16 protein-coding genes and 1 tRNA gene are annotated in these 15,573 nt (G+C 73.3%); 7 read left to right on the forward strand and 10 right to left on the reverse strand.

Annotated elements, in window-relative coordinates; all coding sequences use genetic code 11:
• Positions 1 to 31 precede the first annotated feature (31 nt).
• The 6 genes from IE108_RS03935 to IE108_RS03960 form a co-directional block, all read right to left on the reverse strand.
• Positions 32 to 1,291 carry an HD-GYP domain-containing protein gene (locus IE108_RS03935; protein WP_064729751.1) on the reverse strand — a complete coding sequence of 420 codons (1,260 nt, stop codon included), beginning with the start codon at positions 1,289 to 1,291 and terminating at the stop codon, positions 32 to 34.
• The gene (locus tag IE108_RS03940) at positions 1,288 to 2,634 is read right to left on the reverse strand and encodes an HD-GYP domain-containing protein (protein ID WP_064729750.1); all 1,347 of its coding nucleotides are present in this window, start codon (positions 2,632 to 2,634) and stop codon (positions 1,288 to 1,290) included. The genes IE108_RS03935 and IE108_RS03940 overlap by 4 nt, the downstream gene beginning before the upstream one ends.
• Positions 2,635 to 2,763: 129 nt before the next feature.
• Positions 2,764 to 3,075, reverse strand: coding sequence for a mycothiol system anti-sigma-R factor (gene rsrA / locus IE108_RS03945; protein ID WP_064729749.1), 312 nt, complete (start codon positions 3,073 to 3,075; stop codon positions 2,764 to 2,766).
• Positions 3,072 to 3,755, reverse strand: coding sequence for an RNA polymerase sigma factor SigR (sigR, locus tag IE108_RS03950; RefSeq protein ID WP_064729748.1), 684 nt, complete (start codon positions 3,753 to 3,755; stop codon positions 3,072 to 3,074). The genes rsrA and sigR overlap by 4 nt, the downstream gene beginning before the upstream one ends.
• A gap of 261 nt (positions 3,756 to 4,016) precedes the next feature.
• Complete coding sequence (locus tag IE108_RS03955; RefSeq protein ID WP_064731960.1) at positions 4,017 to 4,655, reverse strand: alpha/beta hydrolase family protein; 639 nt, start codon at positions 4,653 to 4,655, stop codon at positions 4,017 to 4,019.
• 10 nt (positions 4,656 to 4,665) lie between these two features.
• The gene (locus IE108_RS03960) at positions 4,666 to 5,481 is read right to left on the reverse strand and encodes an SOS response-associated peptidase (RefSeq protein WP_064729747.1); all 816 of its coding nucleotides are present in this window, start codon (positions 5,479 to 5,481) and stop codon (positions 4,666 to 4,668) included.
• 50 nt (positions 5,482 to 5,531) lie between these two features.
• Here IE108_RS03960 and IE108_RS03965 point away from each other — a divergent pair, with 50 nt between their 5' ends.
• From IE108_RS03965 to IE108_RS03980, 4 genes are all read left to right on the forward strand, one after another.
• Complete coding sequence (locus IE108_RS03965; RefSeq protein ID WP_064729745.1) at positions 5,532 to 6,254, forward strand: M50 family metallopeptidase; 723 nt, start codon at positions 5,532 to 5,534, stop codon at positions 6,252 to 6,254.
• Positions 6,255 to 6,340: 86 nt separating this feature from the next.
• Positions 6,341 to 7,657, forward strand: a complete 1,317-nt coding sequence (gene aroA / locus IE108_RS03970) for a 3-phosphoshikimate 1-carboxyvinyltransferase (protein ID WP_064729744.1) — start codon at positions 6,341 to 6,343, stop codon at positions 7,655 to 7,657.
• A gap of 12 nt (positions 7,658 to 7,669) precedes the next feature.
• A complete protein-coding gene (gene rsgA / locus IE108_RS03975) occupies positions 7,670 to 8,683 on the forward strand; it encodes a ribosome small subunit-dependent GTPase A (RefSeq protein ID WP_064729743.1) in 1,014 nt (337 codons plus the stop codon).
• 161 nt (positions 8,684 to 8,844) lie between these two features.
• Entirely contained in the window at positions 8,845 to 9,168 is a 324-nt protein-coding gene (locus IE108_RS03980) for a DMT family transporter (RefSeq protein WP_064729742.1), read from the forward strand.
• Between the two features lie 18 nt (positions 9,169 to 9,186).
• Here the strand turns inward: IE108_RS03980 and IE108_RS03985 are convergent, their stop codons facing one another.
• Positions 9,187 to 9,798: a TetR/AcrR family transcriptional regulator gene (locus IE108_RS03985; protein ID WP_064729741.1), complete on the reverse strand. Its 612-nt coding sequence runs from the start codon at positions 9,796 to 9,798 to the stop codon at positions 9,187 to 9,189.
• Positions 9,799 to 9,979: 181 nt separating this feature from the next.
• Between IE108_RS03985 and hisN the strand changes: the two genes are divergently transcribed.
• Positions 9,980 to 10,780, forward strand: a complete 801-nt coding sequence (gene hisN / locus IE108_RS03990; RefSeq protein WP_064729740.1) for a histidinol-phosphatase — start codon at positions 9,980 to 9,982, stop codon at positions 10,778 to 10,780.
• 133 nt (positions 10,781 to 10,913) lie between these two features.
• Entirely contained in the window at positions 10,914 to 11,324 is a 411-nt protein-coding gene (locus tag IE108_RS03995) for a CBS domain-containing protein (protein WP_064729739.1), read from the forward strand.
• Positions 11,325 to 11,406: 82 nt separating this feature from the next.
• Here the strand turns inward: IE108_RS03995 and IE108_RS04000 are convergent, their stop codons facing one another.
• Complete coding sequence (locus IE108_RS04000) at positions 11,407 to 12,858, reverse strand: catalase (protein WP_064731959.1); 1,452 nt, start codon at positions 12,856 to 12,858, stop codon at positions 11,407 to 11,409.
• Between the two features lie 144 nt (positions 12,859 to 13,002).
• On the opposite strand from IE108_RS04000, the gene IE108_RS04005 reads away from it, so the two are divergent.
• Entirely contained in the window at positions 13,003 to 13,419 is a 417-nt protein-coding gene (locus IE108_RS04005; protein ID WP_064729737.1) for a Fur family transcriptional regulator, read from the forward strand.
• 96 nt (positions 13,420 to 13,515) lie between these two features.
• On the opposite strand, the gene IE108_RS04010 is transcribed toward IE108_RS04005, so the two are convergent.
• Both IE108_RS04010 and IE108_RS04015 read right to left on the reverse strand, forming a co-directional pair.
• Positions 13,516 to 13,589: transfer RNA gene (locus tag IE108_RS04010), tRNA-Met, on the reverse strand.
• Positions 13,590 to 13,652: 63 nt separating this feature from the next.
• Positions 13,653 to 15,467, reverse strand: coding sequence for a tetratricopeptide repeat protein (locus IE108_RS04015; protein WP_064729736.1), 1,815 nt, complete (start codon positions 15,465 to 15,467; stop codon positions 13,653 to 13,655).
• Positions 15,468 to 15,573: the final 106 nt, after the last annotated feature.

Consider the following 15,573-nt stretch of genomic DNA (forward strand, 5'->3'; position numbering starts at 1 on the left):
TACGGCTGGAGAGGCGCTCATTACCCATGGGTTACCCAGCCGCGGGCCCGGTAAGGCTGCCGCGTGAAAGCACTCGGGCCAGTGCCTCCACCACGTCCGGAGCGTAGTCGTCCGCGGGGGCCAGGCGCAGCTCCTCCAGGGCGGCCAGCCCGCCGCCGGGTCCGGCGTCCCGCGCCTTCTCCTCGTAGGCGTTCACCACCCGCACGATCCGCGCGGCCGGCGGCTGGTCGCGGCAGGGGTCGGCCTGCCGCTCGACGACCACCGCGACGGCCGGGTCGACGCCGGTCTGGCGGACCACGGCGCCGCCGAGCAGCGCGATCCGCCGCTGCTCGGGGACGGGGAGCGAGGCGGTGGCGCCGGCGGGGACCGGGTCGACCAGGCTGAGCTGCCCGATGTCGTGCATCAGCGCCGCGTACTCCAGCACGCTCTGCTCGGCGCCGGAGAGCCCCAGGTCGCGTCCCACGGCCCCGCTCAGCTCGGCGACGCGGTGCGCGTGTCCGGCCGGGGTGTACCCGGCGATCTCGGTGGCCCTGGCCAGGGAGGCGATCGTCTGCCGGTAGGTGGCCCGGACGGCGGCGTACCGGCGGTAGGACAGCTGGGCGAGCAGCAGCGGCACGCAGAAGACGGGGAGCGCCCACAGGCCCGCGACGCCGACCGCGAGCGCCATCACCACGCCGGTCGCGCACACCGCGGAGGTGATCCCGACCATGCCGCGCAGTTCCTCGCGCAGCAGCGGTCCGAAGGGCCAGCCGGTGCGGGCGTGGGCGGTCGCCGCGGCGAGCACGGCGTCGCACAGCGTGGTGAGGGCGAGCAGCGCGATCAGCAGCAGGGCGTGGGCGGGGCCGCTCCAGTCCCGGAAGGTGCCCTGTGCGGCCAGGGGCTGGAAGCACACGGCGGCGAAGGCGACGGTGAGCACGCGCCGGGCCAGGTGGTCGAGGACGGGGCCGCTGCCGCGCGCGGTGTAGGGCACGCTGCCGGCCAGTGACGCGGCGAGGACGACGGCGACGGTCTGGGCGACGCCGTGCGGGGCGGCGTGCCCGGCGACCTCGCCGAGCAGGGCGTACGCCAGCGCCCCGGCGGCGCCCAGCGGGGCGGCCTCGCGGGCCTCGGCGTCGGCGCGGCGGGTCAGCTCGCCGAGGGCCACCAGCGCGCCGAAGGCGAGGGCGACGGGCCGGTGGGCGAGCCCCGACCAGAGCACGTGGGCCAGGCAGACCACGGCGACGAGCGCGGCGGCGGCGCGGGCGAGCCGGGGTATCGCTGGCGGCCGGCCGCGCGGCGGGGGCGTCGTCATACGGCACGCCGTCCGGAGCCGTCGCGTGCGCTCTCGCCGCGGCGCCGCCCCGGGAGCGGCGTGGCCGGGGGCGGCACCGGGTGGGAGTCGGCCGTCACCGAGGGGTGCCAGCCGTGCCGGGCCAGGGCGCGGACCAGGGCGCCCACCATCCGGGGGTCGAACTGGCGTCCGGCGCAGCGCTGGAGTTCCGCGAGCGCCGCGGCGACGGGACGCGCCCTGCGGTAGGAGCGGGTGGAGGTCATGGCGTCGAAGGCGTCGGCGACGGCCACCACCCGGGCGGACTCGGGGATGCGGTCGCCGACGAGGCCGTAGGGGTAGCCGCTGCCGTCCAGCCGTTCGTGGTGGTGGAGGACGGCGGCGCGGGCCTCTCCCAGGAAGCGGATGCCGCGCACCATCTCGTGCCCGTACTCCGGGTGCAGTTCGATCACCCGGCGCTCCTCGGGCGTGAGCGCCCCCTCCTTGCGCAGCAGCCGGGTGGGGACGCCGAGCTTGCCGACGTCGTGGAGGATCCCGGCGAAGCGGAGCGTCTCGACCCGTTCGTCGTCCATGCCCAGCTCGCGGGCGATCATCATGGTGGCCCGGCCGACGCGCTCGCTGTGTCCGCGCGTGTAGCCGTCCTTGATGTCGACGGCCTGCACGAGTGCGCGGATGGTCGCCTGGTGCGCGGCCCGCTCCCGGTGGTACTGCGCGAAGGCCCACCAGGCGACGCACATCGGCAGCAGCACGAGCAGCGCGGCCACGGGGCCGTACGGACTGAGCCAGAGGACGGCCATCATCAGCCCGGCGAGCCCGTGCACGGCGACGGGTCCGAGGGAGCGGGTGAGGAGCCCCGGCCGGCCGAGGGCCACGCGGGGTGAGGTGCCGGTCAGCGTCCGGATGCCGGCGTCGAGCACCGCCAGGACCAGGCAGAAGGCGAGCACCGCGGCGCCGGCGGGCACGAGCGCGCCGGGGAGGTCGGCGCCGGCGACCGCGTCCCGCCCGCCGAGCCGCCAGTGCACCCGCGCGGCGGCCCACACGGCGAGCGTCAGCCACGCGGCCCGCCAGATCCGCCGCAGGCCGGCCGGGCGGCGGGTCACCGGGGCCAGCAGGGCCCCCGGCAGCGCCACCAGCGCGGCGGCGGGCGGCGGCAGCAGGAAGGCCCCGGCGAGCAGGACGGGGTAGCAGGTCCCGACGAACCGGGACCGCGCGACGAGCTCGGAACCGGCGTAGAGACCGGCCAGCAGCAGCACCGCCCACCAGGACGTCCGCACCTCGGCCGGCGGTCGCGGGCACAGGAGGGCGACGAGGGCGAGGAGTGCGATGCCGCCGACGTACGCGCGCGCCCGCGCCGGTACCGCGTCCATGAGCCCCTCCCCCGGCCATGCCTGTCAGGCTCCGGAGCCTAGGACGGCGGCGGGGAGGTGCGGGAAGACAACCCGCGGATTAGCACGTACGGGTGAAAAGCCGGGCGGCGCGGGGCCCGGGATCCCCGCTCAGGACTCCTGGGGAGTCGGCGGGGTCGCCGTGACGTCGTGCTCGGGGACGGAGTGCCCCGACCGGATCAGGTCGAGCCTGCCCATGACCTTGGCCCGCAGGTCGTTCGGCACGTCGTCCTGTCCGCAGCACCGCTTGACCAGCTTCTTCACGGCCTGCTCCAGCCCGTACTTCTCCAGGCAGGGCGAGCACTCCTCGAAGTGGTGCTCGAACTTCACGCAGTCCGAGTCCGGCATCTCCTTGTCGAGGAACTCGTAGAGATGATCGAGGATTTCGCTGCAATCCGTCTCGTGCGGCTCTCCGCAGCTCATGACCCCGAGCCTTTCGCTTCGTTCGACTCTCCGGCGCCGGCGGGGACCAGGCCGCGGTCGCGGGCGTAGTCCTCCAGCATGCCGCGCAGCTGACGGCGTCCACGGTGCAGCCGGGACATCACCGTACCGATGGGTGTCCCCATGATGTCGGCGATCTCCTTGTAGGCAAACCCCTCGACGTCCGCCAGATAGACGGCGATGCGGAACTCCTCGGGGATGGCCTGGAGCGCCTGCTTCACGTCCGAGTCGGGCAGGTGGTCGAGCGCCTGCGACTCGGCGGAGCGCAGACCGGTCGACATGTGCGACTCGGCGCGCGCGAGCTGCCAGTCCTCGATCTCCTCGGCCGCGCTGCGCTGGGGCTCGCGCTGCTTCTTGCGGTACGAGTTGATGAAGGTGTTGGTGAGGATGCGGTACAGCCACGCCTTGAGGTTGGTGCCCTCGCGGAACTGGTGGAAGGACGCGTACGCCTTGGCGTAGGTCTCCTGCACCAGGTCCTCGGCGTCGGCCGGATTACGCGTCATGCGCAGCGCGGCCGAGTACATCTGGTCGAGGAACTCCAGCGCGTCCCGCTCGAAGCGCGCGCTGCGCTCGGCGGTCGACTCCGCGCTCTCGCCCCGGCCCTCGGGCTGCTCCGCCTGGCCGTGTTCGGTCCCTGCGTCGGTCCCAGTGACCGGACCCACCTCCTCCAGTGACGTCGTGAGACCGAGACCGGTCTCACTCGAATCGGAGGATAGACGACGATCCGGTCCGCCCGCCGCCCGAATAGGGGCGGTCTTCGTCGCGTGCAGCACCGTCCAGTCGAGGTCGGCGCGGCTGCTGCTGCGACGAGGGCAGAAGGTCGAACCCATGCGGCGGACTTCCTCTCCTACGGCGTCGGTGCTGGCTCCCAGCAACGTACGTCGAGGACAACAGTGACCGCGCGCCGGGCATTCCCGGGGCGTTCAGCCGAGTGAACCGGCCCACTTCGCGACACCACCGGTGATCAGTTCCAGCGCCCGCTCCTGGGTGGTCGCCGCCCGCTTGGGCACGGCGAAACCGTGGTCGGCGTACGCCACCTCGATCCGGTCGTACGCGCCCTCGGGGAACTCCGCCGGTCTGCCGAACGGGTCGTTGCCGCCCTGCACGACGAGGGTGGGGACGCCGGCGCCGAGCAGCTCGTCGGCCCGGGACTTCTCCGGCTTGCCGGGCGGGTGCAGGGGGAAGCTCAGCGCGAGCACCGCGTGCGCGCCGAGGTCGCGGGCGGTGCGGCAGGCGACGCGGGCGCCGGCGCTGCGGCCGCCCGCGATCACCGGCAGCCCGGGTGCGGCCAGCGCGGGCCAGACGCCGCGCCAGCCGGTGTCGAGGGTCTTCGGCGCGGGCGCCAGCTTCTTGCCGGCCACCCGCCAGGGCTGCTCGACCAGGGCCACGCTGACTCCGTGGGCGGGCAGCGCGGCCGCCAGCGCCCGGAGGTCGCGCGCCTCGATGCCGCCGCCGGCGCCGTGGCTCGCGGCGAGGACGAGGCGGGGGCGCGGCGCCCGGTGCCAGGTGATGCGGGCGGTCCCCGCCTCGGTCTCGACCGCCTCGGGCGGATCCGTCGTCACATGCGTCACGTTAGAAGAGTGTGCCCTCTTCCGGTGCCTCCAGCTCCTTGAGCAGCTCCGGTCCGTTGTTACGGACGTTGCTCACCGCCGTGGAGACCGGGAACGCGCGCATCAGGCCGGCGGGCGGGGGCGCCAGCAGGGAGGTCAGCGCGTCGGGGTCGGTGCGCGTAGGGTCGAGCCAGTCGTCCCAGCGGTCCGGCGTCAGCATCAGGGGCATCCGGGGGTGGATGTCGGAGAGCGCGTGCGGGCCGTCGGCCGGGGCCACCGCGAGCGGGGTGGTCTCGGCCTCGGTGGTGATCACCGAGCAGGTCACCCACCAGGCCTGCGGATGGTCGTCCGGCAGCGTCTTGTCCCGCCAGAACTCGTACAGCCCGGCCATGGCGAACACGGACCCGTCGGCGGGCGTCACGAAGTACGGCTGCTTGCGGGGACGCTTCTTGCGCCCCTCGACCTCCAGGTCCCGCTCCTGCTTGCCGGTGACCCACTCGTAGTAGCCGTCGGCGGGCAGGATGCAGCGCCTGCTGCCGAAGGCGCGCCGGTAGGAGGGCTTCTCGTGGACGGTCTCCGCGCGGGCGTTGATCATCCGGGCGCCGCCCTCGGGCGTCTTGGACCAGGACGGGACGAGGCCCCACTTCAGTTTCCGCAGCTGCCGAACCGGCTTCGGGTCCTCGGCGTCCTTGAGGGGGCGGTCCAGGACCGCGTACACCTCCTTGGTGGGAGCCACGTTGTAGTCGGGCTCCAGCCGCTCCTCGGGCTCCCACTTCTCGATCTCGAAGATTCCCGCGAGATCCTCGGGTCGACGACTCGCCGCATACCGTCCGCACATACGTGCCACACTGCCAGACCCCGCGCAGACACGAGGAGCCCTCACCGAACATGGACCACCTCGCAACGGCCTCGCTCCCCTCTCTGTGGGACGAGGTATCCGGCACCCAGCCCGACCCCGACCTGTGGGTGGTGGTCGCGACCCTGGTGGCCGCGCTGGTCGTCGTCGTGCCGCACCGGCCCTGGCGGATAGCCCGCAACGCGATCACCATCGCGCACGAGGGCGGCCACGGGCTCGTGGCGCTGCTCACCGGTCGCACGCTGACCGGGATCACCCTGCACTCGGACACCAGCGGCCTCACGGTGAGCCGCGGTAAGCCGACCGGCGTCGGGATGATCCTCACGGCCGTGGCCGGCTACACCGCTCCCCCGCTGCTCGGTCTCGGCGGGGCCGCGCTGCTGGCCGCGGGGCGCATCACCCTGCTGCTGTGGCTGGCGACGGCGCTGCTGGTCGCCCTGCTGGTGATGGTGCGCAACGCGTACGGGGTGCTGACGGTGGTGCTCACCGGCGGCACGTTCGTCCTGGTCTCCTGGCTGGCCGGGCCGCAGGTGCAGGCGGCGTTCGCGTACGCGGTGGTCTGGTTCCTGCTGCTCGGCGGGGTGCGTCCGGCCTTCGAGCTGCAGGCCAAGCGGTCGCGGGGCGGCGCCGGCGACTCGGACGCGGACCAGCTGGCGCGGCTCACCCACGCACCCGCGGGGGTGTGGTTCTTCCTGTTCCACGCGGTGTCGCTGTGCGCGCTGGTCGGCGGGGGGCGCTGGCTGCTGGAGCTGTGAGGGCAGGCGCACCGTCGCGCTTTCGGTCGGGCTTCGACACTTTTGATCAAGATCTCCGGTCGCCCCCAGCCATTAAAGTGGGCCCCATGACCGTGAACCCCACGCACACCGCCCTCTGGCCCGCACCGCACGCGACCGGAGCCGTCGACGCCACCGTCCATGTGCCCGGGTCCAAGTCGGTCACCAACCGCGCCCTGGTGCTCGCCGCCCTCGCCTCCGAGCCGGGCTGGCTGCGCCGTCCGCTGCGCTCCCGCGACACCCTCCTGATGGCCGAGGCCCTACGCGCGATGGGCGTCGAGATCGAGGAGGGCGTCGGCCCGGACGGCAGCGGCGAGTTCTGGCGGGTCATCCCGGCCGGACTGCGCGGCCCGGCCACGGTCGACGTCGGCAACGCCGGCACGGTCATGCGCTTCCTGCCCCCGGTCGCCGCCCTAGTCGACGGCCCCGTCCGCTTCGACGGCGACCCGCGCTCCTACGAGCGCCCGCTGCACGGCGTGATCGACGCGCTGCGCGTCCTCGGCGCCCGCGTCGACGACGACGGGCGCGGCTCGCTGCCGCTGACCGTGCACGGCGGGGGTGCGCTGGAGGGCGGGCCGGTCGACATCGACGCGTCGTCGTCCTCGCAGTTCGTCAGCGCCCTGCTGCTCTCCGGCCCGCGCTTCAACCAGGGCGTCGAGGTGCGCCACATTGGGTCCGCGCTGCCGTCCATGCCGCACATCCGGATGACCGTCGACATGCTGCGTTCGATCGGCGCCCAGGTCGACACCCCGGAGTCCGGCGGCGAGCCGAACGTCTGGCGGGTCACCCCGGGCGCCCTGCTGGGCCGCGACCTGACGGTCGAGCCGGACCTGTCCAACGCCCAGCCGTTCCTGGCCGCCGCCCTGATCACCGGCGGCAAGGTGCTGATCCCCGACTGGCCCTCCCAGACCACCCAGCCCGGCGACCGGCTGCGGGAGATCTTCACCGAGATGGGCGGTTCCTGCGAACTCACCGACGCCGGACTGGCCTTCACCGGATCGGGTGCCGTGCACGGCGTCGACGTCGACCTCGGCGAGGTCGGCGAGCTGACCCCGGGCATCGCGGCGGTCGCCGCCCTCGCGGACTCCCCCTCGACGCTGCGCGGGGTGGCCCACCTGCGGCTGCACGAGACGGACCGGCTGGCCGCGCTCACCAAGGAGATCAACGAACTCGGCGGCGACGTCACCGAGACCGCCGACGGTCTGCACATCCGCCCGCGCCCCCTGCACGGCGGCGTCTTCCACACCTACGAGGACCACCGCATGGCCACCGCGGGCGCGATCCTCGGCCTCGCGGTCGAGGGCGTGAGCATCGAGAACGTGGCGACCACCGCCAAGACCCTGCCCGACTTCCCCGACCTGTGGACCGGGATGCTCGGGGCGTAGGGACCGTTCGCCATGCGCCGCTACGGCAAGCACACCGACGAGGACGACATCCGCTCCCGCCCCAACCGCAAGGGCAACCGGCCGCGGACCCACATCCGCCCGAAGCACGAGGACGCCGCCGAGGGCCTGGTCCTGACCGTGGACCGGGGCCGGCTGACCTGCCTGGTCGAGGACCGGGTCGTGATGGCCATGAAGGCCAGGGAACTGGGGCGCAAGGCGGCCGTCGTCGGCGACCGGGTCGCCCTGGTCGGCGACCTGTCCGGCAAGAAGGACACGCTCGCGCGGATCGTCCGCATCGAGGAGCGCGACTCGGTGCTGCGCCGCACCGCGGACGACGACGACCCCTACGAGCGCGTGGTCGTGGCCAACGCCGACCAGCTGGCCATCGTCACCGCCCTGGCCGATCCGGAGCCGCGCCCCCGCCTCATCGACCGCTGCCTGGTCGCGGCGTTCGACGGCGGTCTCACCCCGCTGCTGGTCATGACCAAGTCGGACCTGGCACCGCCGGACGAACTCCTGGAGCTGTACGGCGCGTTGGACATCCCGTACGTGGTCACCAGCCGCGAGGAGCTGGAGAACGGCGCGGCGGCCGGCCTGGTGCGCGAGCACCTGGACGGGAAGATCACGGCCTTCGTCGGCCACTCCGGCGTGGGCAAGACGACGCTCGTCAACACCCTGGTGCCGGAGGACCGCCGCCGGGTGACGGGCCATGTGAACGCGGTGACGGGCCGCGGCCGGCACACCACGACCTCGGCGCTCGCCCTGCCGCTGTCGTCCGAGGCGGGCGGCTGGGTCGTCGACACCCCCGGCGTACGGTCGTTCGGGCTGGCCCACATCGACCCGTCGCGGGTCATCAACGCCTTCCCCGACCTGGTGCCCGGCACCGAGGGATGCCCGCGCGCGTGCAGCCACGACGAGCCGGACTGCGCGCTGGACGCGTGGGTCGCCGACGGCCACGCCGATCCGGCGCGGCTGTACTCGCTGCGCCGGCTGCTGTCGACGCGCGAACGGAAGGAAGGCGACTGACCTCCGCGTTGTTTGCCGTGCCGTGGCACCGGTAAGTGCATAATCGCACCAAGCCGGAACCAACCCCGAGCAAAGCCGGACGAAAGCGCCCTCGCGCCGGACACCGGCCGGAACTCCGGACGACGCAGCGGTCACGGTACGGAACCACGGGAGGACAAGACATGGCGTGGCTGCTGGTCATAGTGGCCGGGTTGCTCGAGACCGGCTTCGCCGTCTGCCTCAAGCTGTCGCACGGCTTCACCCGGCTGTGGCCGACCGTCGCCTTCTGCGCCTTCGCGCTGGGCAGTTTCGGACTGCTGACGCTCGCCCTGAAGCGGCTCGACGTCGGACCCGCCTACGCCGTCTGGACGGGCATCGGCGCGGCGGGCACCGCGATCTACGGCATGGTCTTCCTCGGCGACCTGGTCTCGACCCTGAAGATCGTCTCGATCAGCTTCGTCATCATCGGCGTGATCGGACTCCAGTTGTCGGGCTCGGCACACTGAGCCCCGGCAGGGCGGGCCCTAGGCTCTCGGCCTCGCCGGCAGGGCGGCGCGTACGAGGTCGGCCACCCCGCCCCCGGCCGGGGGTGCCGCGACGCAGGACAGGGCGAGCCGCACGGCCAGTTCGCAGGAGCGGGCCAGTTCGGCGGTGTCCGGCGGGGCCAGCGGGTCGGCGCCGTACAGCACGGCCACGGCGCGGTCGCGGACCAGGGCGACGAAGTCGCCGGGCGAGGGCAGCGGGCCGTCGGCCCGGCGCTGGGCCGGCGCGGTGGCGGTGGACGGCACGGCCGCCGGCACGGGCGCGGGCAGCCGCTCGCTCCAGGAGCCGGTGAGCATCGCGCGGACCAGGGCGTTCTGGTGGGCCGCGGACATCATCCACTCGGCGGTCGCGGCGAGCCGGTCCCGCGGGTCGCTGGGCCCGGCGAGCGCGCGGTCCACGCCCGCGAGGTAGCCGTCGGCCTCCCGCCGCACGAGCGCCCGCGCGAGGCCGTCCTTGCTGCCGAACTCGTTGTACAGGGTCTGCCGGGACACCCCGGCCGCCGCGGCCACGTCCACCATCCGCACGGCGGACCACGGCCGGCGCGCCAACGCCTGGTAGGCGGCGTCGAGCAGGGACTCCCGGGCTGCGGGCACCGTCGCCTCCCTCGGGCCGAGCGGCTTCCGTGCCCAGATTTGACGGGTATGGGGACACTGTCAAGGGTCCTCGCGCCCGGCGGCCGGCGGTGCCCCCGCCCCGTTTCGCTCCGGCCGCGGTCCGCCACGCCCGCCAAACCCCTGGTGGCCCCCCGCAGTCCCGGCCCGATACGGTTGCCGCATGCCCGACTACCTCGACGACCTCCGCCTCGCCCACGTACTCGCCGACGCCGCCGACGCGGCGACGATGGACCGCTTCAAGGCCCTCGACCTGAAGGTCGAGACGAAGCCGGACATGACCCCGGTGAGCGAGGCGGACAAGGCCGCCGAGGAACTCATCCGCGGCCACCTCGCCCGCGCCCGGCCCCGCGACTCGGTGCAGGGCGAGGAGTTCGGCACGACCGGCGCCGGCACCCGCCGCTGGGTCGTCGACCCGATCGACGGCACCAAGAACTACGTCCGGGGCGTCCCGGTCTGGGCGACGCTCATCGCCCTGATGGAGGCGGGCGAGGGCGGCTACCGGCCGGTGGTCGGGCTCGTCTCCGCCCCGGCCCTCGGGCGCCGCTGGTGGGCGGTCCAGGACCACGGGGCGTTCACCGGCCGCAGCCTGACCTCCGCGTCCAGGCTCCAGGTCTCCCAGGTCTCCAGCCTCTCCGACGCCTCGTTCGCGTACTCCTCGCTCGGCGGCTGGGAGGAGCGGGGCCGGCTGGACGGCTTCCTCGACCTCACCCGCAAGGTGTGGCGCACGCGCGCGTACGGCGACTTCTGGCCGTACATGATGGTCGCCGAGGGCTCGGTGGACATCTGCGCCGAACCCGAGCTGTCCCTCTGGGACATGGCGGCGAACGCCATCATCGTCACGGAGGCGGGCGGCTCCTTCACCGGCCTCGACGGCCGCCCCGGCCCGCACAGCGGCAACGCGGCCGCGTCGAACGGCCACCTCCACGACGAGCTCCTCGGCCATCTCGGCCAACACCGCTGAGCACCCGCCGACTCGCCCTTCACGCCCCCTTGTTGACCCCCGCTTTACCTGCCACCCTGAGAGTTCCCCCACTTGTGAACTTGTGAATCCATGAACTAACTCATGGATCACCGGCAGGAGGTGGCTCCACCCCATGCTCGTCCGCGAAGTCATGAGCAAGGTAGTCCTCACCATCGGCCCCGCCCACACACTCCGTCAGGCCGCCGCCCTGATGTCCGCACGCCGCGTCGGCGCGGCCGTGGTGCACGACCCGGACGCCGACGGCATCGGCATCCTCACCGAACGCGACGTCCTGGTCTCCGTGGGCGGGGGCCAGGACCCGGACACCGAGCGGGCCCACGCCCACACCACCACCGACGTCGTCTTCGCCGCACCGTCGTGGACCGTGGAGGAGGCCGCGGCGGCGATGGCGCACGGCGGCTTCCGCCACCTCATCGTGCTCGACGGCGGCGAGCCGGTGGGCATCGTCTCGGTCCGCGACATCATCCGCCACTGGGCGCCGCAGCGCTCCCGCCCGGCCGCCGCCCCGGCCGTGACGGCCTGACCCCACACCGACGCCGAACGGGCCGGACCCCCGTCCCCGGGGATCCGGCCCGCCGCCGCGACAAGCGGTCCAGTGCCGGACGTCAGCCGCGCAGGGCCTGGACCGCGGCCTCCAGCCGCTTGCCGAAGTCACCGTCGGCCTGACGGAAGTTGTTCACCGCGCGCTCGACGATGTCGTCGCGCGAGACGTCGGAGAGGGCGCCGGCCAGGTTGTCGATCAGCCGCCCCTTCTTCTCCTCCGTCATCAGCCGGTAGAGGTTGCCCGCCTGGACGAAGTCGTTGTCCTCGGCGTGCGACGGAGCCTCGGTCTCCCCGGTGACACCGGAGACCGCGACCGGCTGCCACAGCGCGCGGTCCGTCTGGAACGGGCCGCCGAAGCTGTTCGGCTCGTAGTTCTTCGCGCCCTTGTGCCGGCCGTCGTACAGGAAGCCGTCACGGGAGTGGGTGCGCGCCTCGGTGGCGTGCGGGCGGTTCACCGGGAGGTGGTCGGCGTTGATGCCGACGCGGTAGCGGTGGGCGTCGCCGTAGGCGAAGAGGCGGCCCTGGAGCATCTTGTCCGGGGAGGGGCCGATGCCGGGCACGAAGTGCGCCGGGGAGAAGATCGACTGCTCGACCTCGGCGAAGACGTTCTCCGGGTTCCGGTTCAGCTCCAGCCTGCCGAACTCGATGACCGGGTAGTCCGCGTGCGGCCACACCTTGGTCAGGTCGAACGGGTTGAAGCGGTACTTGGCGGCCTCGGCGACGGGCATGATCTGCACGCCGACGGTCCAGGACGGGAACTCGCCCCGCTCGATCGCCTGACGCAGGTCACGCTGGTGCGAGTCGGGGTCCGCACCCGCGAGCCTGTCGGCCTCGGCCTGGGTGAGGGTCTTGATGCCCTGGTCCGTCTTGAAGTGGTACTTCACCCAGAAGGCCTCGCCGGCCTCGTTGTTCCACTGGTAGGTGTGCGAGCCGAAGCCGTCCATGTGGCGGTAGGACGCCGGGATGCCGCGGTCGCCGAAGAGCCAGGTCACCTGGTGCGTGGACTCCGGGGACAGGCTCCAGAAGTCCCAGACGTTGTCCATCTCCGTCGAGCCCGTGTACGGGTCGCGCTTCTGGGTGTGGATGAAGTCGGGGAACTTGACGGCGTCCTTGATGAAGAACACCGGGGTGTTGTTGCCGACGAGGTCGTAGTTGCCCTCCTCGGTGTAGAACTTCAGCGCGAAGCCGCGCGGGTCCCGGACGGCGTCCGGCGCGCCCAGGTTGCCGGCCACGGTGGAGAACCGCAGGAAGGTCTCCGTCTCCTTGCCCACCTCGGAGAGGAACTTCGCGCGGGTGTACCGGGTGACGTCGGCGGTGACCGTGAAGGTGCCGTACGCGCCGGCGCCGCGGGCGTGCACCACGCGCTCCGGGATGCGCTCCCGGTTGAAGTGGGCCAGCTTCTCCAGCAGGAGCTGGTCCTGGACGAGCACGGGGCCGCCGACGCCCGCGGTCTCGCTGTTCTGGTTGTCGGCCACCGGAGCACCGGCTTCCGTAGTGAGCGGTCCCTGAGTCACGTACGCCTCCTGCGCCAATCCTGCTAAACCTGTCCCTTGGCTAATGCCGGTCCCGATCCTACAATGGACATTGTCTAAGTCAAGTACAGCTCCAAAGTCACACCTGTTCGGGACCTGGTCCCCCTAGCTGCTAGGCTGGTCTGTATGAGTGACCTACTGGAACGACTGCGTGGTCGCGGATGGCGCATGACCGCGCAGCGTCGCGTCGTGGCCGAGGTCCTGGACGGCGAACACGTCCACCTGACGGCCGACGAGGTGCATGCCAGGGCCGTGGGCAGACTCCCGGAGATCTCCCGGGCGACGGTCTACAACACCCTGGGCGAGCTGGTCTCGCTCGGCGAGGTGCTGGAGGTGGCGACGGACAAGCGCGCCAAGCGCTACGACCCGAACGCGCACCAGCCGCACCACCACCTGGTCTGCGGCCAGTGCGGCGCGATCCGCGACGTCCACCCGACCGGCAACCCGATGGCCGACCTGCCCGACTCGGAGCGCTTCGGCTTCAGCGTCTCGGACGTCGAGGTGACCTACCGCGGCATCTGCCCGAACTGCGCGGCGGCGTAGGCCTCCACAGCACGCACGAGACCCGGTCGCCGCGAGGACACTCCGGGAACGCACCGAGGGCCGGAACCCTTTCGGATTCCGGCCCTCGGCCTTCAGTAGCGGGGACAGGATTTGAACCTGCGACCTCTGGGTTATGAGCCCAGCGAGCTACCGAGCTGCTCCACCCCGCGTCGGTGAATGGAACATTACGGCACGCCCACGACGAGAAGCAAATCGGTTCCGTCCGGACCCTCCTAGGCGGAAAGCTCCTGCCGCAGCGCGTCCCGCAGCCGGGCCGCCCGCTCGCCGACCTCGGGCGGTCCCAGCGACACCGCCCGGTCCGCCCAGCGCTGCCCCTCCGCCAGGTCGCCCCGCCGGGCGCAGACCAGTGCCAGCCGCAGCGCGGCCCGGCCGTGCCCGGCGTCGGCGGCGCGGCGCCACCACACGACGGCCTCCGGCTCGCTCCCCTCGCGGGCCAGCAGCAGCCCCAGGTTGAACGCGCCGTTGCGGGACCCGGCCTCGGCCGCCCGCCGGTACCAGCGCGCCGCCTCCACCACGTCGCCCCGGGCCGCGGCGAGCATCCCGACCCGCACCTGGGCCCGGCGGTGCCCCTGGGAGGCCGCCCGCTCGTACCACTCCTCGCACTCGGACCTGTCCTGCGCCGGCTCGCCCAGCTCGTGGGCGGGCGCCGGCGGCCGGCGGGCGTCCAGGACCGTCGCCAGCCGGTACGCGGCCTCCGCGCTGCCGCCGCCCGCCGCGCAGCGCAGGAAGCGCTCCGCCTCGCGCTCGTCACCGGCACGCAGCCGGGCCATGCCCACCTGCAGCGCCGCCTCGGTGTGCCCGGCCGCCGCGGCGCGCTCGTACCAGCGCAGCGCCGTCTTCTCGGCGCCCCGTCCCGCGTGCAGGATGCCGAGGTTGAAGGCGGCGTCGACGCTGCCCGCCTCGGCCGCCTTGGAGAACCAGGGCTCGGCACCCGTCTCGTCCCCGCCGCGCAGCAGCAGGATGGCGAGCGCGTTGGAGGCCTCCCGGTGACCGGCGTACGCCGCGCGGCGGTACCACTGCTCGGCCTGCGCGGTGCGGCCCTGCTCGGCGCAGAGCAGCCCGAGGTTGTAGGCGCCGTTGTCGTCCCCGGCGTCCATCGCGGCCCGGTACCAGCGCTCGGCGGTCTGGGTCTCGCCGCGCTCGGCGTGCAGCGCGCCCAGGGCGTTGGCGGCGTTGCCGTCGCCGTCCTGGGCGGCCCGCAGCCACCACACGGCGGCGCTCTCGACGTCGCCGGCGTCCCGCAGCAGGAAGCCCAGCGCGCATGCGGCGCGGGCCTCGCCGTCCTTGGCCGAGGTGAGGTACCAGCGGCCGGCCTCCTTGAGCTCGCCCCGCTTCTCCAGGATCGTCCCGAGGTGCAGCGCGGCCCGCCGGTGACCGCGTGCCGCGGCCTGGCGGTACCACTGCTCGACCTCCTCGCCGGCGGCGCCGGTCGCGTCGGCGCCGTCGCGGTCCTGACCGGCGCCGCGGTCCAGCGTCCGCGCCAGCCGGTAGGCGGCCTCCCGGTGCCCGCGCTCGGCGGCGGCCCGCATCCAGCGCCCGGCGCCCGCGTCGTCGCCGCGGTGCTCCAGGAGGTCGGCGAGGGCGTAGGCGCCCAGGACATGGCCCTGCTCGGCGGACTGGCGCAGCCAGTACTCGGCGGCGGGCTCGTCACCTCGCTCGCGGAAGTGCCGCCCCAGCGCGTGCGCGGCCGCTGCGGATCCGGCGACCGCCGCGATCCGCCACCAGCCCGCGGCCTCGTCGGCGTAGCCGCGCTGGTGAAGCAGCACGCCGAGGTTGTTGGCGGCCGCGCGGTCACCGGCCGCGGTGGCGGCCCGCAGCTGCGACTCCGCCCCGTCGAAGTCCCCCCGGCGCAGCAGCATCGCGCCGAGCACGCTCATCGCCTCGACGTCCCCGCCGTCGACGGCCAGCCTCAGCCGTACTTCCTCCGCGGCCTCGTCGGCGGCCTCCTGGGCCTCGTCCGTGGCCTCCTCCTGACCGGACGGCTGCGCAAAACGCCCTGTCCCGAACAGATTTGCCATGTCCCCCATAACGTCCATCGTCGCACCACCTGCAACCTTGGTACATCCGGTATATCGCAGCCAGTGAGGTCACTTCAGCGTTTTGTCGACATGCCCACAGGACGACAAGTCAAAC

This window comes from Streptomyces parvulus (genome assembly GCF_014648855.1).
In the GTDB taxonomy this organism is placed as follows: domain Bacteria; phylum Actinomycetota; class Actinomycetes; order Streptomycetales; family Streptomycetaceae; genus Streptomyces; species Streptomyces parvulus.